Annotated in this window: 15 protein-coding genes; 9 read left to right on the forward strand and 6 right to left on the reverse strand. The window is 59.9% G+C overall.

The window, feature by feature from the left end:
• Positions 1-57: 57 nt before the first annotated feature.
• The gene (gene clpB, locus HQL56_00420) at positions 58-2,625 is read right to left on the reverse strand and encodes an ATP-dependent chaperone ClpB (GenBank protein ID MBF0307977.1); all 2,568 of its coding nucleotides are present in this window, start codon (positions 2,623-2,625) and stop codon (positions 58-60) included.
• Positions 2,626-2,784: 159 nt separating this feature from the next.
• Here clpB and HQL56_00425 point away from each other — a divergent pair, with 159 nt between their 5' ends.
• Positions 2,785-3,531, forward strand: a complete 747-nt coding sequence (locus HQL56_00425; protein ID MBF0307978.1) for a hypothetical protein — start codon at positions 2,785-2,787, stop codon at positions 3,529-3,531.
• A gap of 303 nt (positions 3,532-3,834) precedes the next feature.
• Here HQL56_00425 and HQL56_00430 read toward each other — a convergent pair whose 3' ends face one another.
• From HQL56_00430 to HQL56_00440, 3 genes are all read right to left on the reverse strand, one after another.
• Complete coding sequence (locus HQL56_00430) at positions 3,835-4,671, reverse strand: hemerythrin domain-containing protein (protein MBF0307979.1); 837 nt, start codon at positions 4,669-4,671, stop codon at positions 3,835-3,837.
• 185 nt (positions 4,672-4,856) lie between these two features.
• Positions 4,857-5,438, reverse strand: a complete 582-nt coding sequence (locus HQL56_00435; protein MBF0307980.1) for a chemotaxis protein CheD — start codon at positions 5,436-5,438, stop codon at positions 4,857-4,859.
• A 23-nt stretch (positions 5,439-5,461) separates the two neighbouring features.
• Entirely contained in the window at positions 5,462-6,295 is an 834-nt protein-coding gene (locus HQL56_00440) for a protein-glutamate O-methyltransferase (protein ID MBF0307981.1), read from the reverse strand.
• Between the two features lie 350 nt (positions 6,296-6,645).
• Between HQL56_00440 and dsrA the strand changes: the two genes are divergently transcribed.
• The 6 genes from dsrA (at position 6,646) to HQL56_00470 (ending at position 15,984) form a co-directional block, all read left to right on the forward strand.
• Positions 6,646-7,920: a dissimilatory-type sulfite reductase subunit alpha gene (dsrA, locus tag HQL56_00445; GenBank protein ID MBF0307982.1), complete on the forward strand. Its 1,275-nt coding sequence runs from the start codon at positions 6,646-6,648 to the stop codon at positions 7,918-7,920.
• A 75-nt stretch (positions 7,921-7,995) separates the two neighbouring features.
• Positions 7,996-9,069, forward strand: a complete 1,074-nt coding sequence (dsrB, locus tag HQL56_00450; GenBank protein ID MBF0307983.1) for a dissimilatory-type sulfite reductase subunit beta — start codon at positions 7,996-7,998, stop codon at positions 9,067-9,069.
• A 218-nt stretch (positions 9,070-9,287) separates the two neighbouring features.
• Positions 9,288-11,159 (forward strand): FAD-dependent oxidoreductase, encoded by a 1,872-nt coding sequence (locus HQL56_00455; protein ID MBF0307984.1) that lies wholly within the window; start codon positions 9,288-9,290, stop codon positions 11,157-11,159.
• 627 nt (positions 11,160-11,786) lie between these two features.
• Positions 11,787-12,254, forward strand: a complete 468-nt coding sequence (locus tag HQL56_00460) for a MucR family transcriptional regulator (protein ID MBF0307985.1) — start codon at positions 11,787-11,789, stop codon at positions 12,252-12,254.
• Between the two features lie 366 nt (positions 12,255-12,620).
• Positions 12,621-13,337, forward strand: a complete 717-nt coding sequence (locus HQL56_00465) for a hypothetical protein (protein MBF0307986.1) — start codon at positions 12,621-12,623, stop codon at positions 13,335-13,337.
• 31 nt (positions 13,338-13,368) lie between these two features.
• A complete protein-coding gene (locus HQL56_00470; GenBank protein MBF0307987.1) occupies positions 13,369-15,984 on the forward strand; it encodes a hypothetical protein in 2,616 nt (871 codons plus the stop codon).
• A 279-nt stretch (positions 15,985-16,263) separates the two neighbouring features.
• Here HQL56_00470 and uvrA read toward each other — a convergent pair whose 3' ends face one another.
• The gene (uvrA, locus tag HQL56_00475; protein ID MBF0307988.1) at positions 16,264-19,098 is read right to left on the reverse strand and encodes an excinuclease ABC subunit UvrA; all 2,835 of its coding nucleotides are present in this window, start codon (positions 19,096-19,098) and stop codon (positions 16,264-16,266) included.
• A 49-nt stretch (positions 19,099-19,147) separates the two neighbouring features.
• On the opposite strand from uvrA, the gene HQL56_00480 reads away from it, so the two are divergent.
• Positions 19,148-19,780 (forward strand): bifunctional precorrin-2 dehydrogenase/sirohydrochlorin ferrochelatase, encoded by a 633-nt coding sequence (locus HQL56_00480; GenBank protein MBF0307989.1) that lies wholly within the window; start codon positions 19,148-19,150, stop codon positions 19,778-19,780.
• Positions 19,781-20,250: 470 nt separating this feature from the next.
• Here the strand turns inward: HQL56_00480 and HQL56_00485 are convergent, their stop codons facing one another.
• Positions 20,251-20,997, reverse strand: coding sequence for a sulfite exporter TauE/SafE family protein (locus tag HQL56_00485; GenBank protein MBF0307990.1), 747 nt, complete (start codon positions 20,995-20,997; stop codon positions 20,251-20,253).
• Between the two features lie 121 nt (positions 20,998-21,118).
• Between HQL56_00485 and HQL56_00490 the strand changes: the two genes are divergently transcribed.
• Entirely contained in the window at positions 21,119-23,230 is a 2,112-nt protein-coding gene (locus HQL56_00490; protein ID MBF0307991.1) for a tetratricopeptide repeat protein, read from the forward strand.
• Positions 23,231-23,385 lie beyond the last annotated feature (155 nt).

Here is a 23,385-nt window from a genome sequence, read left to right on the forward strand (position 1 = left end):
GGGCGCTGCCCCGAACCCCGCCGGGGGGGATAATCCCCCCCGGACCCCCGTTATGGTTTACCCGAGCTTCAGCCGATCGCCCTCAACCTCCAAGAGCAGTTTGGCCCCCTCCCCGAACCGCCCCGCCAGTATCCCTTCCGCCAACGGATCCTGTACCAGCCGCTCGATCAGCCGCCGCAACGGACGCGCCCCGTAGACCGGATCGTAACCCCACTCCGACAACCGCTGCCGCGCCTCCTCCGTGGCCTGCAAGGTCATGCCTCGTGCCGCCAGCCGCTGCCGCAGAACATCCAGCTGTATCTCCACGATAGCCGCCAGATGCTCCGGCGCCAGTCGCTGAAACACCACCACCTCATCCAGCCGGTTTAGAAACTCGGGCCGGAAGTAAACCTGCAATTCCACCATGGCCTCCCGATGCAACGTCTCGTAATCCTCCTCCCCCAATGTCTGCAACCGGGCCGAACCCGCATTCGAGGTCATGATCACCAGCGTGTTGGCAAAAGAGACGGTGCGCCCCTGGCCATCGGTGAGCCGCCCGTCATCCAGCACCTGCAACAAGATATTGAATACCTCCGGATGGGCCTTTTCGATCTCGTCAAGCAAAATGACGCTGTAAGGCCGACGCCGCACCGCTTCGGTGAGCTGCCCCCCCTCGTCGTAGCCCACATAGCCGGGAGGCGCGCCCAGCAGCCGGGAAACCGCATGCTTTTCCATATACTCCGACATGTCGAGCCGTACCATGGCCTGCTCGTCGTCGAAGAGAAAGGCCGCCAGGGCCTTGGACAACTCCGTTTTGCCCACCCCGGTGGGACCGAGAAAGAGAAAGGCGCCCATGGGCCGCCCCGGATCCCGCAATCCCGCCCGCGCCCGACGCACTGCACGGGAAACCGCCTGCAGGGCCCGCTCCTGACCCACCACCCGCCGCGCCAGCCGCGACTCCATCTCCAGCAGCTTGACCCGCTCCCCCTCCAGCATGCGCGTCACCGGAACACCGCTCCAGCGGGAGACCACGGCAGCGATATCCTCGCTGTCCACCTCCTCCCGCAACAGATGATCCCCGGCGTCACCCCGGGCGGAAACATCCGCCAAGCGCTTCTCCAGCTCCGGCAGTATGCCGTAACGCAGCTCCCCCGCCCGAGCCAGATCCCCGCGACGCGAGGCCTCTTCCAACTCCCGGCGACGCCCCTCCAACTCCTCCTTGAGGCGCTGCTGCGAGGCGATACCCTCTTTCTCAAGCTGCCACAAGCCGGTCAACCGGGCCGATTCGGCCTGCAACACCGCCAGCTCCTTGCGCACCGCCTCCAGACGATCCGCCGCGTTGCGCTCCCGAACCAGAGCCGAAGCCTCGATCTGCAATTGCAGAATGCGCCGGTCCATCTCGTCGATGGCCTGGGGCTTGGATGTCATGGTCATGCGAATGGCCGCCGCCGCTTCGTCCATCAGATCGATGGCCTTGTCCGGCAGGAAACGATCGGCGATATAACGATCCGACAAGGTGGCCGCCGTGATCAGGGCCGCATCGGTGATGCGCACCCCGTGGTGCAGTTCGTACTTCTCCTTGAGACCCCGCAAAATGGAGATGGTCTCCTCCACCGAGGGTTCGCCCACCAGCACCGGCTGGAAACGCCGTTCCAAAGCAGCATCCTTCTCCACATGCTTGCGGTATTCGTCCAGAGTGGTGGCCCCCACGCAATGCAGCTCCCCCCGTGCCAAGGCGGGTTTCAGCAGATTGGAGGCGTCCATGGCCCCGTCCGCCCGTCCCGCACCCACCAGGGTGTGCATCTCGTCGATAAAAAGGATGATGCCGCCATCGGCCTGCTGCACCTCCTTGAGCACCGCCTTGAGCCGCTCCTCGAACTCGCCGCGAAATTTGGCCCCCGCCACCAGCGACCCCAGATCCAAAGCCACCAGTCGCTTGTCCCGCAGGGATTCGGGCACGTCCTGATGCACGATGCGCAGGGCCAGACCCTCCACAATGGCCGTCTTGCCCACCCCCGGCTCGCCGATCAGCACCGGATTGTTCTTGGTGCGCCGCGAAAGGACCTGAATGGTGCGACGAATCTCCTCGTCCCGCCCGATGACCGGATCGAGACGACCCTGCCGGGCCAGTTCGGTCAGATCCCGGGCATATCGCTCCAGGGCCTGATAGGTGCCCTCCGGATCCGGAGAGGTGATGCGCTGTCCACCGCGCACCGTTTTCAGGGCAGCCAGGAGTTTGGCCTCATCCACCCCCGCCTCCCGCAGCACCGAGCCGGGCCCCTCCTCCCGCTCCCGCAACATGGCCAGGAGAAAATGCTCCACGCCGGTATAGTCGTCCTTCATGCCCGCAGCCACCTGATCCGCCGCCTGCCACAAGGCCTGCAGACGCCGGGAAGGCATCACCTGGTTGGCTCCCGCTCCCTCGACCCGTGGCAACTTTTCCAGCAACAGGCCGATTCTCTCCCGCAACGGGACGGGGGAGAGGCGTAACTTCTCCAGAAGCCGGATCAGCACCCCTTCCGGTTGGGCCAGAAAGGCCGCCAACAGATGGTGCGGTTCCAGTTGCTGATGGGAAAGACCGGCGGCCAATCCAACCGCCTCCTGCAAGGCTTCCTGGGCCTTGATGGTCAACTTGTCCTGGCGCATGGTGCAACTCCTCTCAAGGTGACTCGTACCCTCCAGATAAGCTCTCCAATCCCATTATGCAATCTCTCGGGGGCGAATGCTTGACAGAATCGTCACTTTACGCTGACATGGCGTTTTTGGCGGGGATAATCTGACGACGTTCATCAGGAGATATCAGGCATGGGCATGCGTGGGCTTTGGGTTTTGGGTTTGGCTCTGCTGGTCGGAGGAGCAGGTATCGTGGCCCACGCCGAGGAGCAGAATGCTTCCGGCGACCGGGGTCGTCCCGGCTTCCGGGGTGCCCCCGGCATGCAAGGCGGGCCTGGCATGCGCAATCCGCCCGGACCTCAAGGCGGACCCGGAATGGGCATGCGCAATCCGCCCGGACCTCAAGGCGGACCCGGAACGGGCATGCGCAATCCGCCGGGGCCTCAAGGCGGACCCGGAACGGGCATGCGCAATCCCCCGGGGCCTCAAGGCGGACCCGGAACGGGCATGCGCAATCCGCCGGGGCCTCAGGGTGGTCCGGGTAGCGGTTTTCAGGGCAACCCCCCGGGAGAGCCCAACTCCTTCCGGAACCAGCAACGGCAGGAAAACCAGGGCGTGCGCCGCCAGCAACGGCAGGAAAACCAGAACTTCCGCGAAACCCAACGGGAAGAGAATCAGGAGTTTCGCAAAAAGCAGTTCGAGCAGGACCGCGCCTTTCGCCAGCAGATGCAAAACAGCAACATGACCCCGGAGGAACGGCGCAAAGCCCAGCAGGAATACCATCAGCAGCGTCAAAAAGAGCGGCAGGAGTATATTCAGGGGCAGAAACAGGAGATGCAGGATCACCGGCAGCAGCAGAGCGGGGAATGGCAGAATCAGAAGCAGGAGCAGAAACAGGAAAATCGTGACTACTGGCAACAGAAGTCTTATTCCCAATAAGAACGACCAAAAAAAGGGGGGGATCTCTCCCCCCCCGGTCGGTCTGATCAAACAGGCAAATCATCATCCTTTGCCTTTCAATATGTTATCTTTTAAGTATCAAAAAAAGGAAATGTTCTGTCCTTTGACTTTTTCAGAAAGGAGCCCATCGCAATATGCTCCCGGAAGAGCCCTTTGCAAAACTTGCGAAGCAAGCCGTCAGGATGATCTAAATGAAACGTCAAAGAACAGAACATTTCCTTTTTTTGATACTTAAAAGATAACATATTGAAAGTCAAAGAATTTAGTCCCCCCAGGCATCCTTCAGGCCTGCTGCAGCCAGGCCACGCCGGACTCCCGAGGCTCTCGCAACCGCCCCAGCTCCCGCATCAGCCGTTCCGTGTTGGCATAGTGGTGCAACATGAACTGTTCGAAAATCCGGTAATCGTCCGTATCGATGCTGATGAACTGCAAGCCCGCACCGTTCTGTCGCGGTCCCACCATGCGACAGGGGAAAGCCACCGTCTCTTCCGAAGTGGCATTGAACAGGAACAGACGCAGTTGGCAAACCACGTTCTCCGGAATGACCCCCGCCAACACCGGACAATGAAAATCGATACCGGCAAAGCTGATATCCCGGGTCTGTCCCCGGAACAGCGTGCCGTTGGGCAGATGCAATTCGGCGGGAATCCGCAGATAAAGACGGGTATTGGCGCGATAGTCCCGGTTGTCCGCCAGAGTGGAGAGGGGCGCGGCGAGGGAGGTCACCTTGAACAACGCCCGCAGGAACTGGCTCAAACGACGATCATGCTCGGCAATGTGGTTGGTGAAACGCAGATAGAGCAGCGCCATGGGAAAGCGCTCCCGAAAACGGCTCGGAGAACTCTCCAGCTCCTGACGGGCTTTTTCGAGAAACTGCAGGAAGGATTGGTGCTGGATCAGGTGGATGCCGTAATCCCGATAGCCGTTGGCCAGCATCAATTGTTCTTCGGTGGTGAAGTGACGCCGCAACCGGTTTTCCAGGAAGCCGCAGGCTTCCGAAAAAGCGGCGGGATCCTGATCCTCATGGTTCAGGGAATGCAAGGAATCGAATAGGGCAGTCAAGGCCGCATGCTCGCTGTCGATGGCCTCGATGCCCAGGTGGATGATGCCGGCTTCCATGTCCGTGCGCCTCCCCCTCTTTTATCAAGAAAAATGTGTAAATAGGATCTGCGAATATCATCCATAGCACTATAAAGAGGCTGGACAAATCCGGCAATTTATTTTGTGATCCGTGTGCAAAATAAAGTCGGTGGGGTTTCGCCGGCCGGAAGGGGTCGCAAGGGGCCGGTGCGGCTGGGAGGGACTCAAACGGAGGAGGGTTTTGGAGCGAACGGATCGCCCAGGAGACAGACTTCCCGTTTACTCAGCAACCACTGTCGCCACACCTCGCCGGATTCGAGGAAGAAGACGATTTTGCGTCCCCGATGTCCTCCGGTGTCCACCCGCATGGGCTGGAGTTCGACGGTGCTGAGAATCTTCAGAGCCGATTCGACGTTGGCTTTTCCGACACTGAAACGGGATTTGTGGAACGACCTGCCATGAATCAGCATGTCGGAACCCCCGAAGAGTTTGAGCTGCAACTCCCGGTAGGGCAGACCGCGGTCGGCGCATTCCGTCAACATGTGGGCCACGACGCAATCCACGTAACGGAAGCAGTTGGCATCCCACCCCCGGCAATGATCCTGCTCCACCAGATGCTCCGCCCGGCAGGTGGGCAGCATGCCGTGACACATCATGCCGGTACGGGTTGGGGCGTGATAGATGGTCAAGGCCACGCAGGAACCCAGAATGGTGGTGACCACCCCGTGATTCTGGCCGATGAAGAACTCCCCCTGTTTGAGATTGACCGCCATGGCCAAGTGGTGCTGGGTAAGTCGGTCCCTCATGTGGGCAACAGTCCTTTTTCAGACTACTTTGGCAACTGATAGATGGTGGGGGCGACCTGTTTGACCGGCACGTTGAGATTGTTCAGAGATTCGGAATGACCGATGAAAAGATAACCTCCTGGAATCAGATGACGACATATCTTGTTGACAATCTGCTCGGTGGTGATGCGGTCGAAATAGATGATGACGTTGCGACAGAAGACCACATCCATGCGCTCTCTCAAGCCGTAATCGGCATCCATGAAATTGAGGCGCTGGAAGCGCACCATCTGCCGCAACTCCGGCCCGATGCGGGCCAGGGGACGCTCCCGGCTTTTGAGCAGGTATTTCTTCTTCAGGGTCATGGGGATGGGCGCCACCTTTTCCAGTTCGTAGATGGCATCCTTGGCCTTTTTCAAGACCCGGGTGGAGATGTCCGTGGCCAGGATGGAGGCCTGAAAGGAGCCCTGGCTTTCGCCGAACTCCGCCAGCACCATGGCCAGGGTGTAGGGCTCCTCCCCCGAGGAACAGGCCGCGCTCCAGACATTGAGACGACGCCGTACCCCGGCCCCTTCCCGAGCGATCAGATCGGGCAGGGCCTCCCGCACCAGGTAGTCGAAATGGGCCGATTCCCGGAAAAAATCGGTCTTGTTGGTGGTGACGATGTCGATGAAGTGAATCAGCTCGTCCCCGGCCGCACCCGGCGTCAGCACCCAGTCGATGTATTCCGAAAAGGAGTCCATGCCCAGAGTGCGCAACCGCTTCTGAATACGCGCCGTCAGCATGGTTTTTTTGGCAGGCGGCATTTGAATACCGCACTGCTGATAGATAAACTGGCTGAGCTGATTGAACTTGTGGTCCGGGATGGTGGTTTCCATGAGACTCGGATCGATCGTGGCGGCTAGGGTGGACGACAGGAGCATTGTACCCTGGTTGCAACGCGGACGCTCCCCTTTTTTCACGATCCCCCCTGGGGAAATCGAGAGAGGCATGCGAGGAAACCGTGATCTTTTCCTTGACCGGGAAGGGAAATTCGAGAGAATATGAGAATCTTAGAATATTCTATTATGTTGCGTTGCAAAAAATCCCCGAATCGCAAACAACAAGAAAAGGCTCGGCGACACGCCGGGCACTGCGGGCGATGCAGAAGAAACTGAAGGGTTTGTTCGCCCCTTTGGTCCGTTTTTGACCTGAATCACTGAATGCCAACGAGGAAAGGAATGAAACAATGAGCGGGCAGGTCACGGAGTTGAAAACGCCGTTGCTGGATCAATTGGAATCCGGCGATTGGCCCAGTTTTGTGACGGATTTGAAGGCGTGGTCGAAAGTCAAGCCCCAGGTGGCCCAACTGCTGAACCAGTTGAACGAATCCTACGAGAATCGCTGGAACTACTGGACCGGAACCGTGCTGAACGTTCCCGGTTACGGCGGCGGGGTCATCGCCCGTCTCTCCGAGAAGGCGGACAAGTATCCCGATATCGCCCAGTTCCATACCATCCGCATCATCGAGCCGCCGGGCTGGGTATACAATACCAAGTCCCTGCGCAATCTGGCGGATACCAGCTCCAAGTACGGCGCGGGCATCCTGCAGTTGCACGGCATGACCGGCGACGTGCTGTTGCTGGGCTTCGACAACGAGAACACCTACAAGGCCGCGGAAGCCCTGATGAGCGACGGCTGGGATCTGGGCGGCTCCGGCGGCGCCCTGCGCACCCTGCAGTGCTGCGTGGGTCAGGCCCGTTGCGAAATGGCCTGCTACGACACCATGCGCACCACCAAGTTCCTGACGGATCACTACATCGATTTCCTGCATCGTCCGGAATTCGTCTACAAGTTCAAGTTCAAGCTCTCCGGATGCCCGAACGACTGCGCCAACGCCATGATGCGCTGCGACATGCCCATCATCGGCACCTGGCGCGGCCCGATGCAGGTCGATCAGGCGGAAGTCAAAGCCTTCATCGAAAAGAAGGGCGTGGAGTACGTCATCGACAACGTGCTGACCCGCTGCCCGACCCGCTGCATGTCCCTGCGCAACGGCGAAATGGTCATCGAGCACGAGAACTGCGTGCGCTGCATGCACTGCATCAACGTGATGCACAAGGCGCTGAAGCCGGGCAAGGATCGTGGCGTCACCATCCTCGTGGGCGGCAAGCGCACCCTGAAGATCGGCGACACCATGAGCACCATGATCGTGCCCTTCATGAAGCTGGAGACGGAAGAGGATTACGAGAAGCTGGTCGATTTCGTGGATCGTTGCTGGGAGTTCTGGAACGACAACGGCATGGATCACGAGCGTATCGGCGAGTTCATCTATCGCGTCGGTCTGGGCACCTTCCTGGAAGGCATCGGGGAGAAGCCGGACGCCCGCATGGTGACCCGTCCCCGCACCAGCCCCTACATCAAGTTCGAGGAGCTGGCTCCGCGTCGTTTGGACGGCGAGGAGAAGGGACGCATCACGCCGGTCTGGAATCGCGAACCGGAATTCACCGAAGCGGCCTCCTGACACGGACCATGACGCCATCCCGATCTTCGGGATGGATGGAATTCGACCTCTACGTTTCTCCAAAGGAAGCGCGACATGAGTGAACAGAAAATGGGTCCCCGCAACCAGGGGGCTCCCGACTATACGCAGCACCTGCATCCCCTGATGACCAAGAACTACGGCAAGTGGTCCTACCACGAGCGGCTCCGGCCCGGCGTGCTGGTCCATGTCGCCGAGAACGGCGACAAGCTCTTCACGGTGCGGGCCGGTTCCCCCCGTACCATGAGCGCCGCCACGGTCCACAAAATCTGCGACATCGCCGACAAGTACTGTGACGGTTTCCTGCGTTTCACCACCCGCACCAACGTGGAATTCCTCCTGGGCAAGGAGTCGGATATCCCCGCCCTGATCGCGGACGTGGAAAAGACCCTGGGCTTCCCCATCGGCGGCACCGGTCCTTCGATCTCCAACATCGCCCACACCCAGGGTTGGCTGCACTGCAACCTGCCCGGCACCGACGCCGCCGGCGCGGTCAAGGCCATGATGGACGAACTGATCGACGAGTTCACCCACGAGCGCCTGCCCAACCGCGTGCGCCTCTCCACCTCCTGCTGCCAGATCAACTGCGCCAGCCATGCGGACATCTCCGTGATCGTCCAGCATCACCATCCGCCTCGCATCAACCACAACAACATGCAGATCTGCGAACTGCCGAAAGTGGTGGCCATCTGCCCGGCGGCGGCCATTCGTCCGGCCGTGGTCAACGGCAAGGAGTCGGTGGAAGTGGTGGATGAGAAGTGCATGTACTGCGGCGCCTGCCACGGCCAGTGCCCCAGCATGGAAATCCGCGACGCCGAAACCGACTCCCTCTCCATCTGGATCGGCGGCAAGACGGCCAACACCCGCGGCGGCCCCACCTTCATGAAGCTCGCGGTCTGGGGTCTGCCCAACAGACCCCCCCGCTGGCCCGAAGTGGGCACTGCGGTGCGCACCATCATCGAGGCCTACAAGTCCTCCGCCAAACCCTGGGAACGGGTCGGCGAATGGGTCGAGCGCATCGGCTGGCAGCGTTTCTTCGAGATGACCGGCTTCCCCTTCACCAAGTATCACATTGATGACAGCCCGGAAGCCTTCACCACCTTCAACCGCTCCACCCACGTTCGTTTGTAGCGGGTGTATCCCCGGGTTGGCCGGGGATATCGACATCCCTGGCCAACTTCGGATCAAGCGCCGCGAGGAGTTCTCTTCGCGGCGCTGTCAAATCCCCCGGCCCGAGGCACGGTGCGGAACCCTTCCGCATCGATGCCGGGGCTCGGGGATTTTCCCCGGAATCGTCACGTCCGGCGCGTCAGCGGTCGGCGTATGCAATTGTTCTAGGAGGGTTGTGCATGGTTGCCCCGTCCATTTTAAGTACGCAAACCCGTGAAGAGGTTGAGTCCCACCTGAAGAACTTCGTTCCCGAAGAGATCGTGGTTCGCAACGGCAGCAGTTGGAAGTGCCCGACCTATGTGCAGCGCATGCCTCCGTGCCGGGACAGTTGCCCCAGCAGCGAAGACATTCGCGGCTATCTGACCACCATCGCCCAGGCCGACATGCTGCGCAAGTCGTCGGAAGAGGTGCTGGATCAGGCCTGGGAGATTCTCACCGACAAGAATCCCCTGCCCGCAGTTCACGGGCGTATTTGCCCCCATCCCTGCGAGACCGGCTGCAACCGTCAGCATCTGCCGGACGGCTCCGTGGCCATCAACAACATGGAGCGCTTCGTCGGCGATCATGGCCTGCGTCGCAAACTGAAGTTCAAGAAGATCACCGACAAGGTTCAGAGCAAAAAGATCGCCGTGATCGGTTCCGGTCCCAGCGGTCTCTCCTGCGCCTATCAACTGGCGCGTCGCGGTTATCCCGTGACCATTTTCGAGGCTTTCGAAAAGGCGGGCGGCATGCTGCGTTACGGCATCCCCTCCTACCGTTTGCCGGAGGATGTGCTGGATGGCGAGATTCAGGCCATTCTCGATCTGGGGGTGGAGCTGCGCTGCAACACCCGGGTCGGTCGGGACATCTCCTTCGAGCAACTGCGCAAGGAATATGACGCCGTCTATATCGCCGCCGGGGCTCACAAGGGTGTGGCTCTGGGTGTCGAGGGGGAGAATTCCGCCAATGTCTTCACCGGCGCCAGCTTCCTCAACCGGGTCAATACCGGCGCCAAAGTGGAGATCGGACGCCGTGTGGTGGTCATCGGTGGTGGTGACAGCGCCGTGGACGCCGCCCGTGTTTCCCTGCGTCTGAACAACGCCCTGGAAGCCGCCGAGGCCAAGCATGATCCCGACGCCATCGCCGATGCGCAGCATGCCATCGAGCAGGAAGCCGAGGGAGTCGATACCGTGGCCGACAAGACCATGTTCGACGCCGCTCGGGCTTCCAAGCGCAGCTCCCGCTACTCCGAGGTGACCATTCTCTACCGGCGCACCCGGGAAGAGATGCCGGCCATCACCAAGGACGTGGTGGAGGCCGAACACGAAGGCATTCGCTTCGAATTCCTGGCCGCTCCGGTGGGTTTCGTCACCGAGGGGGGGCGCGCCACCGCCATCAAGTGCATTCGCATGGAACTTGGTCCCAAAGACAAGTCCGGGCGTCGTTCCCCGGTTCCCATTGCCGGTTCCGAGTTCACCCTGCCGGTGGATACCGTCATCGTGGGTATCGGGCAGCAGCCCGAGTTGGTCGAGGGCATGGAGGAGCTGGCCAATAAATGGGGTTGGGTTGATGCCAACGCCACCCATTGCACCAAGGTTGCCGGTATTTTCGCCGGCGGCGACGTGCTGGGGCTGGGTATTTCCACCCGTTCCGTGGGTCACGGACGCATCGCGGCCCGAGCCATCAATGCCTATTTGACCGGCGAGAACTATCAGTTGCCTTATCGGGGCAAGCCGGTTCGCATCGAGGAGATGCGGCCCTCCTATTACAAGCCGTTGGCGCGTAACGAGGAGGAGCATATCGACCTGGAGGTGGCGTCCAAGGACTTTTCGGAGATTTTCAAGACCCTGTCCACCTCTCAGGCGTTGGCCGAAGCCAAACGGTGCATGAGCTGCGGCTTGTGTTTCGTTTGTGACCAGTGCCGGATTTACTGCCCGCGGGAGGCGATTCATCGCGATCTCAAGCGTCCCAAGGGCCGTATCATGTTTACCGACTACACCCGCTGCAACGGGTGTCACGTCTGTCAGCAGGCCTGTCCCTGCGGGTACATTCAGATGGGCATGGGTTTCTGATTCAAGGTCCGTGGTGGGGAACCGGAGGGCTCAGGCCCTCCGGTGGACCGTTTTTCGTCGTATCCCCCTCTCCGCTTTCCTGTGCGACTCTCTTTCCCCCCTACGGGGATTCGGGGGCTCCGACGGTTCCGGCAGCACCCTGGGACCCCCTCTTCCGTCTTCAGCCGCTCTTCTTTCAAGCTTGTCCTGCAAAAACACGGGGTTCGGGGGGAAAACATCCCCTCTGAACCCCGTGTTCCCGAATCGTTTCGCTTGCCTTCGGGTCAATAACATGGCTTCAGAGAGCGCAACCGTCTCATTTGCAGATAGGAATTATTTATATCATTAGTTTTGCATCTATAAGCACAATAAATTAGCAAGCTATAATATATTTCCCTGTCAAACAATTATATATAATAATTATACATCATTATTCACCGGTCCCGCCAGCACCTTCCAAACAGCCTAAATAAATTCAAAAAAGACCACATCACCACTTGCCGATTACATCATCCTTCGCTACAAAGAGAATCAACCGGAACGGAGCCGTCACGCTCCATGACAAGAAGAGAGTCGGTTCCTCTTCATAAACTATTTGCTTTGTCCAATTCCCATATCCATATGCCCTTTTCCCGGAGTCTCTCCAACATGTCTTTGGAGCTCATCAAACGCACCGCAGAACTGGTTACCGCCTTCGTCACCCGTAACGAAATGGCCGCCAAGGAGATCAAACCCCTGCTGGAAGAGGTGTACAATACCCTTTCCGGCTTTGCCGCCGAAACAAGCAGGCAAACATCCGGTAAAATACCCGCAGGCGCCATCCTGAAAACGCATGAAATCCCCTCTTCCGCCCCCACCAATGTTCCCGTCTTCGACGATGCCGCAGACAAGGAAACCGTGAGATGCCTGGTCTGCTCCAAAAAATTCCGCACCCTTAAGAGACATCTCATTGCAAAACACGGAATAACCCAGGATCAATATCGTAAACAATACGGTCTTAAAGCTAAGGATTTAATCGCTCCAGGATACTCCGCAATGCGGGCCAATATGGCCAAAGAACATAATTTAGGGGGTAATTTGCGTCATTCAAAGAGTGATCGTGTGTCAGAAGAGTAATTCCATTGTAACTATTCAGACCCCTGAACGGTGCAGCATGATTGTGTCAACGGCGAAAGGAAAAGTCCCAGGGGTGCCCCCTGGATCCCATGGGGTCGGAAGTCAACAGCAAACGGAAGAGTCCCAGGGCGCTGCCCTGGACCCGTCGAGGGGGAGGGATAATCCCCGCCGCCCCCCATATATCCGAACAGTTAATATTTTTTCATTTCAAACTACTAAAGAAATTTAAATTAACAAATTAAAACAAGAGCGGACAATTATCGGAAACATTGAACTTAAACTGTCGCCCCGGTAAAGCCGAAGGTTTGTCAGCCTTCACTTTACTTTATTAGATTTCATATATCTCAAATCTTAGCGGAGTGGAAGATGACTAACAGGAAGATATGGACTCTTTTATCCTTGTTGACCGTGCTATTCGGTGTATCCGGATGTGCAACGCTTCTTCCTTTACCGGATGAAATGGCCAGCGTCTTGTTGGACGAGAAGGTCGAAAAGGTATTGGATAGATTTTGCCCCATCTCCGCCGACCCGAAGAACGTAACCTTCGATGACCGGGTTATTCGTTCCTACGCCGTCTTGGCAGCTGTCGTTGGACACGGATATCGGACGCTTGAGAATTACGGCTTCTCGAAAGAGGACTCAAAGTTCTTTGCTGAAAAGATCGTGAGCAAAATAAAACCATCGCTTGAGCTGATCAAAAAGATGGATGATGAAAAATCAGCTTACTTTTTTCTTCCACACGGCGATGTCGTTGTGGAATTAAGCAAAGTGGCCTTGGCATCGATCGAACCCTCCATAAAGATCGGCAAGAAACCGGCCGATCTATTGCTCTCTTCAAATCGGGAGCAAGCGGCAGGATTGCTCATTCAAATCCTGGAGGACAAGCTCTATTTCGACGCCTTCCACAATAGTTGCTACTGCTATGCAAACACTGGAAAAAAAGCCGAGACAATACCCATGACCTGCCCCACAACAGCGACGGACATGAAGGCCAAATTCAAAGAGCGCATCACGGATCGCTGCGAGAAGCTAAAAGGTTTCTTTGATAATAATAGTACTAATTATGAGTGCGAGGTAAAGTAAATCATCCATACTCTAAATACAGGGGGAGTATATGACCTGGGGATATGCCATCGAAGAGGAACAGAAAAAGCTCCGTAGCGAGGGCTACCTCTCTGGTGAACCGATAGGACTGGCTCTTTCGGGCGGAGGCATTCGCAGTGCCACCTTCAACCTGGGCCTGATTCAGGCACTGGCCAAAAAGAGGGTACTCACCTCTTTTTCTTACCTCTCCACCGTTTCGGGCGGCGGCTATATCGGCTCCTGGTTGATGACCTGGGCCAAGCAGTCGCCCAAGGGCATGGAGACCGTTCAGACCGCGCTGTCTTCAGCCAATGCCGAATCTGGAACCGAAGCAAAACCCGTAGCTTGGCTGAGGACCTACAGCAACTACCTCACCCCACGCAAAGGTTTGTTGACCCTGGATACTCTGACCGGAATCACCTACCAGTTTCGCAACGTTTTCCTGTCAAGTCTGGTGTTGACTCTGTTCGTTTCAGGCGTTTTATCCATCCTGGCTGGACTGGTCAATGGCGTAAAATATCTTCCGACTTCGTCCTTCCAAATTATCTTCCTGTTTTTTGGCTCGGTAGCAGCCTTTCTTTTTGGCAGAGCCCTGGCCCGATTGATCGACGACAACACCAACTCCGATTCCATCTCAACAAAACCAACCGCTTTCGGAATGGTCTTGGCGATACTGGCGTTCGGCTTCTGTAAGGATTCGACCCCCCTCTCCCCTCTGCATTTCGGTTTATCCGTCGGCACGGTTTACTTCCTCGGCGTAAGTATCGGTTCTTGGATGTTCCTGTCCAGAAAGAGCCTATGGGATCACTTGTTTCTTCGCTCTCTTTTTGCCGGATTTCCCATTTTCGCCATCGCCGGTTTCCTCCTCCCCGTCCTCCTGCAGCAAGGATCCTGGAACTCCTCCTGGGAACTGGCGGGATTTGGGGTGCCACTCGCCTGCCTGCTGTTCGCCCTGGCGGCCTCCGTTCACCTCGGTGTGATTGGTCGCCTTCTGCCCGACGAGGCCTATTTCTGGATCAGCCGCCTCGCGGGACGGCTGCTGCAATACTCCCTGATCTGGAGCCTGCCCTTCCTGATATTTCTGCTTGTACTACCGCTGATCGACTGGACGGAACACTTTGCCCTCGCCGGCGGCACCAGTGTCGTCTACGCCTTTCTGGTCCGATGGCTGGCAGCGGGCTCCAGCACCGGCGGAGAAGGCGCCAAGGCTGGAAAAGGCTGGAAAAATCAGTTGATCGAAGGCCTTGTCGCCACCGCTCCCTATCTGTTGATGCTGCTGCTGGTTGGTTTCATGGCCTTGGGGGTGCGTTACGGTTTTGTTGAAAGGTTCGCGGACACCAAAGCCTCCGCCAACACGCCCCCCTCCTGCACCCCGTGCCAGGTGGTCGTGGTAAACACCGGCGCCCAACCCGACTGCCAGACACAAAAATGCCTCGTCAGCGAGGGAAAACATTCCCCCTACTATGGTGAAATGTATCAGGAAAATCTTAAACTGCTGGAAAAAATTTCGCCCTGGTGGGGCATAGCCATCGGGTTGGTTTTGGCTGAAATATCGCTATTATTGTCGCACCTGATAGATGCCAATCTTTTTTCGCTGCACGGCTTCTACCGCAACCGCTTGACCAACGCCTATCTTGGCGCCAGCAATCCGAATCGTCGTCACCCGCCTTCCGAAACCGGCGTCGACCCTGGGGACTCCCCCAAACTGGCCGATTTGGTAGGCATCCGCCCCTATTTTCTGATCAACACCACCTTGAATCTGACGGGCCGGAAAAACGACCTGGCTTGGCAAAATCGTCAGGGAGCCGCCTTTCTCTTTTCCCCGCTCTATTGCGGTTTCAGCGCAGGCGTCACCAATGCATACAAACCCACAAAGGACTACGGCAAGGACGCCTCTCTACCTCTCAAGCTCGACTTGGCCATGACCATCTCCGGAGCCGCCGCCAGCCCTCTGGAGGGATTTCATACCAAACCGGGTCTGTCGATGCTTCTGGCCCTCCTGGGCGCACGCCTGGGATGGTGGTTGACGAATCCGGCAAAAGATGAATGGAATAAAACTCCACCAAAAGCCACCCTCCTGACAACTCTCTACAAGGAAATGACGGCTCAAGCCGATGCCTCTCAACCGCTAGTCAACCTGAGCGACGGCGGCCACTTCGAGAATCTCGGCATTTACGAACTGGTGCGACGACGTTGTACCGTCATCCTGGCCAGCGATGCCGGAGCGGATCCTGACTACGTTTTCGACGACTTGGGCAACGCTATCCACAAGATTCGTACCGATTTCGGCGTCGAAATCGACATCGATCCACTGCCCATCCGGCCTGCCGCATCATCAAATTCCACTTCGGGAACCGTAGTGGGCAGTGACGAAAATTTTGTGGAAGGAACAATCCGTTATAGTACAAGTCCCCTGCCCTGGTTCAAGAACCTGAAAGACGGGAAACTGATCTATCTCAAGGCCTCGCTTCCGAGGCCGTTCGAGAAAAAGGCTGCCGATGTGCTGTACTACGCAGCCACCCATCCCTTGTTTCCGCAGGAACCCACCTCCGACCAATGGTTCAGTGAGGAGCAGTTCGAGGCCTATCGGAAACTGGGAGAATTGCTTGGGGAGTCTCTCCCCGACAACATGTTCAGTCCCTCATAGCGCGGCATAGCCGCAACCAAACTGCAATGGTAACTGTTCAGGATCCTGCACAGCGGGACATGACCGTATCAACAGCGAAAGAATAAGTCCCAGGGGTACCCCCTGGACCCCGGGAGGTCATAACGTCAACGGCAAAAGGAAGAGTCCCAGGGCGCTGTCCTGGATCCGTCGGGGGGGATAATCCCCCCCGAACCCCCGTATATCTGAATAGTTACTTCCTTTTTGATATTTAAAGGATAACATATTGAAAGTTAAAGGATTCTAATCTCTATCTCCGGATCACGGCTTCACCAGCAGGGGCTGCAAATACCGCCCCGTCCAAGACTCCGCACAAGCCACCACCTGCTCCGGCGGCCCCGCCACCAGAATACGCCCTCCGCCTTCGCCGCCTTCCGGTCCCAGGTCGATGACCCAGTCACAGCTTTTGACCACATCCAGATTGTGTTCGATCACCACCACCGTATTGCCCGCCCCCACCAACTGCTGCAACACCTCCAGCAGCTTGCGGATGTCATCGAAGTGCAGTCCGGTGGTCGGTTCGTCCAGGATGTAAAAGGTGCGCCCCGTGGCCCGCTTGCTCAACTCCTTGGCAATCTTGACCCGCTGCGCCTCCCCGCCCGAAAGGGTGGTGGCCGCCTGACCCAGACGCATATACCCCAACCCCACCTCCATGAGGGTGGCCAGCTTGCCACGAATCGCCGGAACCGCCTGAAAGAAGGCCAACCCCTCCTCCACCGTCAGATCCAGCACCTCGGCAATGGAACGATCCCGATAGCGGATTTCCAGGGTTTCGCGATTGTAACGACTGCCGTGGCACTGGTCGCACTGCACGAAAAGATCGGGCAGAAAATGCATTTCGATCTTGATCAGACCGTCGCCGGCACAGGCTTCGCAGCGCCCCCCCTTGACGTTGAAGCTGAAACGCCCCGGCTGGTATCCCCTGGCCCGCGCCTCCGGCACCCCGGCGAAGAGATCCCGAATCGGCGTGAACAAACCGGTATAGGTGGCGGGATTGGAACGCGGCGTGCGCCCGATGGGGGACTGGTCGATGTGGATGATCTTGTCCAGATGCTCCAGCCCGGAAAGGGATTCGAAACGCCCGCCGGGCAGTCGCGCGTTATTGAGACGCTGGGCCAGGGCCGGATAGAGGGTATCGAGAATCAGACTCGACTTGCCCGAACCGGAGACACCGGTAATGCAGGTGAACAGCCCCAGGGGCACCGCCAGATCGACGCCGCGCAAATTGTGGGTGGTCACTTTGTCCAAACGCAGCCAGCGTTCGTCGCCCGGAGGCGAACGTCGCCCGCCGGGCGCGGCAATGGTGAGCTGCCCGCTGAGATAACGACCTGTCAGCGAGTCGGGATTGGCGGTGATCTCCGCAGGTGTTCCCGTGGCCACCACCCGACCCCCGTGTTCACCCGGTCCGGGCCCCATATCCACCACGAAATCGGAGGTGCGCATGGCCTCTTCGTCGTGTTCCACCACCACCACGGTATTGCCCAGATCGCGCAGTCGCAGCAGAGTGGCCAACAGACGGGAGTTGTCCCGCTGGTGCAGCCCGATGCTGGGCTCGTCCAGAATGTAGAGTACCCCCGTCAGCCCGGAACCGATCTGATTGGCCAGCCGGATGCGTTGTCCCTCCCCGCCCGAAAGGGTGCCGGCGGCCCGATCCAGCGACAGATAATCGAGTCCCACGGCGATGAGGAAATCGAGTCGCTCCCGCACCTCCTTGAGAATGCGTTCCGCCACCACCGTCTCCCGCGGGGTCAGGCTCAACTGGCCCATCATGGCTCGCGACTCCCGCAGGGAGAGGGCGGAGAGTTCGGCGATATTGAGACCGCCCACCCGCACCGCCAGGGCTTCGGGTCGCAGGCGGGCGCCGCCGCAGCGGGGACAGGGCGAGGTGTTGCGATAGGGTTGCAGCTCCTCGCGCACCTCGTCGGAATCGGTTTCCAGATAGCGTTTCTCCAGATGGGCGATCACCCCCTCCCAGAGGCGGAAGGAGCGAAAACGGCGTCGACCCCGTACATGAAAGCGCACCTTCTCGGACCCGCTGCCGAAGAGCATCAACTGGCGGTGTTCCTCGGGCAACTGGTTCCAGGGGGTATGGATGTCGATGCCGAAGTGTTCGGCCACGGTATAGAGCATCTCCTGCCCGGCGCGGGCGGTGGGCTTGGCCCAGGGGGCCACGGCGCCGTCGCGGATGGTCAGCTCCGCGATGGGCACGATCAGCTCCGGGTCGAAGAACTCGCGTGCCCCCAGACCGTCGCAGGCGGGGCAGGCGCCGGCGGGATTGTTGAAGGAGAAGAGTCGGGGCTCGATCTCCGGGTAGGAGATGTTACAGTGGATGCAGGCATGGCGTTCCGAAAAGAGCTGCTGCCGGGGGGGGGTCTCATCGAGCAGGGAGACGGCGGCCAACCCCTCCCCCAGGCGCAACGCCGTCTCCAGGGAGTCGGCCAGACGGCTTTCCAGGCCGGAACGCACCACGATGCGGTCCACCACCACCTCGATGGTGTGGGCGGTATTGCGATCCAGGGGGGGCATCTGGTCGATTTCGTGTTGCACGCCGTCCACCACCACCCGGGTGAAGCCTTGTTGCTGCAGATCGGCCAGCTCCTTGCGGTGTTCCCCTTTGCGGCCCCGCACCAGCGGCGCCAGCAACAGCAGGCGGGAGCGTTCCGGAAGCCCCAGGATGGCATCGACCATCTGGCTGATGGTTTGGCATTCGATGGGACGTTGACAGCTGGGGCAGTGGGGTCGACCGGCGCGGGCGTAGAGCAGGCGCAGATAGTCGTGGATTTCGGTGACGGTGCCCACGGTGGAGCGGGGATTGCGGCTGGTGCTTTTCTGCTCGATGGAGATGGAGGGCGAGAGGCCTTCGATGGAATCGACATCGGGTTTGCCCTGCAGACTGAGGAACTGCCGGGCGTAGGCGGAGAGGGATTCCACGTAGCGGCGCTGGCCCTCGGCGTAGAGGGTATCGAAGGCCAGGGAGCTTTTTCCGGATCCGGAAACGCCGGTGATGACGGTCAGGGTGTGACGGGGAATCTCCAGATGGATATTCTGGAGATTGTGTTCCCGGGCGCCGCGGATGATGATGTGGGTATTGGACATGCAATTCGAGGCCAGGCAGTAGGGCGGAAGAGGAAAGGTAGAGGGTAGCATGGCTTTGTACATGGTGGAACTTGTCTTGAGGGACCGGCTGGTGTTGATTGCGGGGGGAGGCATGGTGGCGGCCCGAAAAGTGACGGGAATGTTGCCGTGCGGAGCGCGATTGAAGGTGGTGGCGCCTCAGGCGTGCCCCCAGGTGGAGGCGTTGGCCCGGGAGGGGCGATTGCAGTGGGTGGTGGACACATTCCGGGAGGGGCATTTGAAGGAGAAGCCGGCGTTGGTTTTCGCCGCCACGGGAGAGGGGGGGACCAATCGGGAGATTGCCCGTATTTGTGCCCGGCAGGGGGTGTGGTGCAATTCGGCGGATGATCCGGAGGTCTCGGGTTTTCTGGTACCGGCGGTGGTGCGGCGGGGGGTGATCAGTGTCGGGGTGGGCACCTCCGGGAACAGTCCGGCGTTGGCGCGGGTGTTGAAGGAGCGGTTGGAGGGGTGGCTGGATCCGCAGTGGGGTGAGGTGGCGGTATTGTTCGGGCGGTTGAGGGAACGGGTCAAGGAGCGGATCAGGGATGGCGAGGTGCGCAGTCGTTTCTGGCGGGAGGCGGCGGTGGCGGTGGAGGGGGTGATGCGGGAAGGGAAGAATGTGGAGGACTGGTTGCGGCAGAAGATCGATGCGTTGAGGGAGTAAACGGGGGTCCGGGGGGGCGAGCCCCCTCGGTGGGGTTTGGGGCGAAGCCCCAAGGTGTGGCCGTCGACGTGGCCGTAAGCGGTCCGCAGACAATCGGTCGTGGCTGCCAAGCTGTTCCCCAGGCGATCCAAACGGAATCCCGCGGACCGCCGGGGGGGCAAGGGGGGGCCTCATCCCCCCATCCTTGAACCCGACACCCGGCGAAAAGCCGGTACAGTCCCCAAAAGGCCTGACGGCTGAAGTTGGTTTTGCATCATGCCGTTCGTCCCGGATGGCGAGTCCGCAACGGATGGGGGGATGAGGCCCCCCCTTGCCCCCCCGCGGTCCGCTGCGAAACAGTCAGCCGGTGCGGGTGAACGGCTTTTGCGCTTATATCGGGGGCAGCGGACCGCTTACGGCCACGTCAACACCTTGGGGCTTCGCCCCAAACCCCACCGGGGGGGATAATCCCCCCCGGACCCCCGTTATAATCAGTGCTGCATATGTTCGCTGTGATCGACCACCCCATCCTCCATCGAATGGTGGTGCGCCCCGCCCGGCCAGGCCATACCCGCCAGCCCGAGCAGAATCAGCAGGATCGCCACCAACCGCCGCCAGCGCGGCTGCTGGGCGCGGCTCAACAACCACCCGGCCAGCAGACCCGTGGTCACCGTGGCCGGCAAGGTGCCCAAGCCGAACGCCGCCATGGCCATCGCCCCCCGCAAGGGGGCGCCGCTCGCCGCCGCCATGAGCAGCGCGGCATAAACCAGGAAACAGGGCAGCCAACCCCACACCAAACCCGCACCCCAGGCCCGAAGCGGTGAATCGACCGGCATGAAACGCCGCCAAAGGGGTTGCAAGGCGCGCCACAACCCTGCACCCAACCGTTCCAGCCCGGCAAGCGCCGGAAGCCACCCGGCCAGTTGCAATCCGGCCCCCACCAGAATCAGCCCGGCCAGAAACTGCAACACCCGATGGCCCACCGCCATCTCTTCCGGCAGCAAGGTCAAACCCTGACCCAGCCAACCGGCCAGAAATCCGCCCAGAGTATAACTGGTGATCCGCCCCAGATTGATCAGCAGAACGAACAGCAGCAGCCGGCGGCGATCCTGCCGCACCGCCGGAGGCAGGCTCATGGAGACCGCACCCAGAATGCCGCCGCACATGCCGACACAATGGAACAGACTGGCCAGACCCAGGAGAAAGGCCGGAATGAAGGAAAAACCGGTAACGTCCATCAAGCGCAACACGATCAAGAGGCAAGGAGAATGGAAAAGGGCATCATGGCGGCATTGACGCGGCTGGTCAATGGGACCATGCTTTGCCGAGGAATGACCCGCAAGCGATGAGATAGGATCCATGGACCCGAAAGACATGCACAAGGCCCTGGCCCACTTGCGTCAGGGAGCGGCGGCGGAAGCTCTGGCGGAGTTTCGCAAGCTGCTGCAACTCCACCCCCATCCGGCGGAACTGCTCTATCACGCCGGGGTGGCGGCCCATCAGGCCGGAGAGGCGCGGGAAGCGCTGCACTACCTGGAAAAGGCGGCGCACAAAGCCCCGGAAGTGGCGGAAATCCAGTTCAGCCTGGCCACGGTGCTTTTCGACCTGGGCCGGGAGACGGACGCGGAAGAGGCCTATCGACGCGCCATCCACGGCAATCCCAAACTGGAACGCGCCCATTTCCGCCTGGGCGAACTGACCCTGCAACGCGGCAACGCCATCGAGGCGATCCGCCACTTCAAAGCCTCCCTGCAACTGGCTCCGGGACGGGTGGAAACCCTGTTCGGACTGGGCACCGCCCTGGTGGCCGAAGGCCGCTTCACCGGGGCGCTTCCCGTGGTGCGGGAAGGCATCGCCCTGGGCGACGGCCGCTTTTTGAATCTGCTGGCCCAACTGCTGCCCTGGATCGATCCACCCCGGGAAGAGAACGCCGCCCTGCAGAAAGAGGTGCTGATTCTGCTGGAACGGCGTCTGACAGACGCTCAACTTCTGATGCCGGTGGTGCTGGAACTGTTGCGTCAGGACCGGCAACTGGCGGCTCTGCTGGCTCTGGGCGACGTGACATCGGTGCTGGAGGACAACTCCCTGGAGACGTGGTGGCGGGAAGCCCTGCGGGGGGAACGGGAAGAGGCCGCCCTGGAACATCCCCTGCTGCGGGCCATCCTGCCGAGAGGACTGCTGGCGGCGGGAGACTGGGAACGGGCCCTGACCAACCTGCGCGCCCTCTGGCTGGCGGAAATGCGGCATCGGGATGACGACTGGCGTTGCCCGCCGGCGCTGCAACCCCTGCTGCTGGCCCTGGCCCTGCACTGTTTCCATGGGGGGTACGCCTGGTTCGAAACGGAACAGGAACGGCAGTGGATCGGCGAGGAGCAGGATCGACTGGTGCGCAACGGTCCCGCCTATCCGGCGGAACGCTGGGTGATGCTGGCCTGCTACCGGGTGTTTCACCGCATTCCGGGTCTGGTGGACGCTTTGCCGGACCATCCGGTTCCGTTGCTCAAGGAGTTGTTGCGTCATACGGTGATGGAGCCATTGGAAGAAGAGCAGGAGATGCCGCACATCCCTTTGGCCACCAGCCAGATGCCGGGACTCACCTGCGCGGTGCGGGAGCGTTACGACGATCTGGCCCATCCCCGCTGGCTGCCGCGTTTTCCGCTGCTGCCTTCCGCCATGCCCGGTCTGGAAGCCTGGCTGGCCCAATGCTGTCCCCGGGTGCCCCTGGCCGATTGGCGTCCCGTCAATCCCCTGCAGGTATTGGTGGCCGGTTGCGGCAGCGGCGAAGAGACCATCCGGCTGGCGGCGCGTCTGCCGTCGGCCCGACTGCTGGCCGTGGACGACAACTGCTCCGCATTGGCCTACGCCCGCCGGGCCGCCCGTCTTCTGGGGGTGGAAAACGTGCGTTTCGCCCAGGCGGATCTCTCCCGGCTGGGGGAGTGGCAGGAGAACTTTCACCTGATCGTGGGAGGTGAAAAGCTCCTGTCGGGAACCGACGCCAGCGTTCTGTGGCGCAGTCTGGTGGAGCTGCTGGCTCCGGGGGGCATCCTGCGGCTGACGATGGAGAGCGAACGGGGTCTCAAGGAGCGTCATCGCCTGCGGGAGTGGATCGCCAAACACGGCGATCTGCCGACGGCGGCGGGATTGCGTCAATTGCGGCGCACCCTGCTGGATCAACCCGGTCTCTGGCCCGGATTGCGTCATTCGCCGGAGTTTTACAGCCTGCCGGGCTGCCGGGAGCTGTTATTTTCGGAAAGTGGCCGGGGTTTTCGCCTGCCCACCATCGCCGCCATGTCCATCGAACTGGGCCTGACGGTACTGGGCCTGGAACTGGAAGACCCCCGCCTCATGCCCCGCTACCGGGGACGTTTTCTGGAGGACGAAACCGGCACCGATCTGCTGCTGTGGGACCGCTTCGAGGAGGAGACCCCTCTGGGCAGCCACTATCGCATCTGGTTCCAGGAAGGGAATTGAGGTTTCGGGAAGATAACCGTTCCGCTTGACGAAGGTTTGGGGGGATTATCCCCCTTGACATAGGGTGTTGTTTGCCGGTGTTTATGATATATATTATTTTTGATTCCGCATCAATCGCCTTGTTGCGGGATAACTCTTTCGGTCAAAGATTATGC

The organism is Magnetococcales bacterium, assembly GCA_015231925.1.
In the GTDB taxonomy this organism is placed as follows: Bacteria; Pseudomonadota; Magnetococcia; order Magnetococcales; family JADGAQ01; genus JADGAQ01.

Excerpts from the sequence above, each read along its gene's own strand:
- HQL56_00490 (MBF0307991.1), top strand. The coding sequence starts at position 21,119 with ATGGACCCGAAAGACATGCACAAGGCCCTGGCCCACTTGCGTCAGGGA.
- HQL56_00455 (MBF0307984.1), top strand. The coding sequence starts at position 9,288 with ATGGTTGCCCCGTCCATTTTAAGTACGCAAACCCGTGAAGAGGTTGAG.
- HQL56_00485 (MBF0307990.1), bottom strand. The coding sequence starts at position 20,997 with ATGGACGTTACCGGTTTTTCCTTCATTCCGGCCTTTCTCCTGGGTCTG.
- dsrB (MBF0307983.1), top strand. The coding sequence starts at position 7,996 with ATGAGTGAACAGAAAATGGGTCCCCGCAACCAGGGGGCTCCCGACTAT.
- clpB (MBF0307977.1), bottom strand. The coding sequence starts at position 2,625 with ATGCGCCAGGACAAGTTGACCATCAAGGCCCAGGAAGCCTTGCAGGAG.
- HQL56_00470 (MBF0307987.1), top strand. The coding sequence starts at position 13,369 with ATGACCTGGGGATATGCCATCGAAGAGGAACAGAAAAAGCTCCGTAGC.
- HQL56_00440 (MBF0307981.1), bottom strand. The coding sequence starts at position 6,295 with ATGGAAACCACCATCCCGGACCACAAGTTCAATCAGCTCAGCCAGTTT.
- uvrA (MBF0307988.1), bottom strand. The coding sequence starts at position 19,098 with ATGTCCAATACCCACATCATCATCCGCGGCGCCCGGGAACACAATCTC.
- HQL56_00425 (MBF0307978.1), top strand. The coding sequence starts at position 2,785 with ATGGGCATGCGTGGGCTTTGGGTTTTGGGTTTGGCTCTGCTGGTCGGA.
- HQL56_00430 (MBF0307979.1), bottom strand. The coding sequence starts at position 4,671 with ATGGAAGCCGGCATCATCCACCTGGGCATCGAGGCCATCGACAGCGAG.
- HQL56_00480 (MBF0307989.1), top strand. The coding sequence starts at position 19,148 with ATGGCTTTGTACATGGTGGAACTTGTCTTGAGGGACCGGCTGGTGTTG.
- HQL56_00465 (MBF0307986.1), top strand. The coding sequence starts at position 12,621 with ATGACTAACAGGAAGATATGGACTCTTTTATCCTTGTTGACCGTGCTA.
- HQL56_00435 (MBF0307980.1), bottom strand. The coding sequence starts at position 5,438 with ATGAGGGACCGACTTACCCAGCACCACTTGGCCATGGCGGTCAATCTC.
- HQL56_00460 (MBF0307985.1), top strand. The coding sequence starts at position 11,787 with ATGTCTTTGGAGCTCATCAAACGCACCGCAGAACTGGTTACCGCCTTC.
- dsrA (MBF0307982.1), top strand. The coding sequence starts at position 6,646 with ATGAGCGGGCAGGTCACGGAGTTGAAAACGCCGTTGCTGGATCAATTG.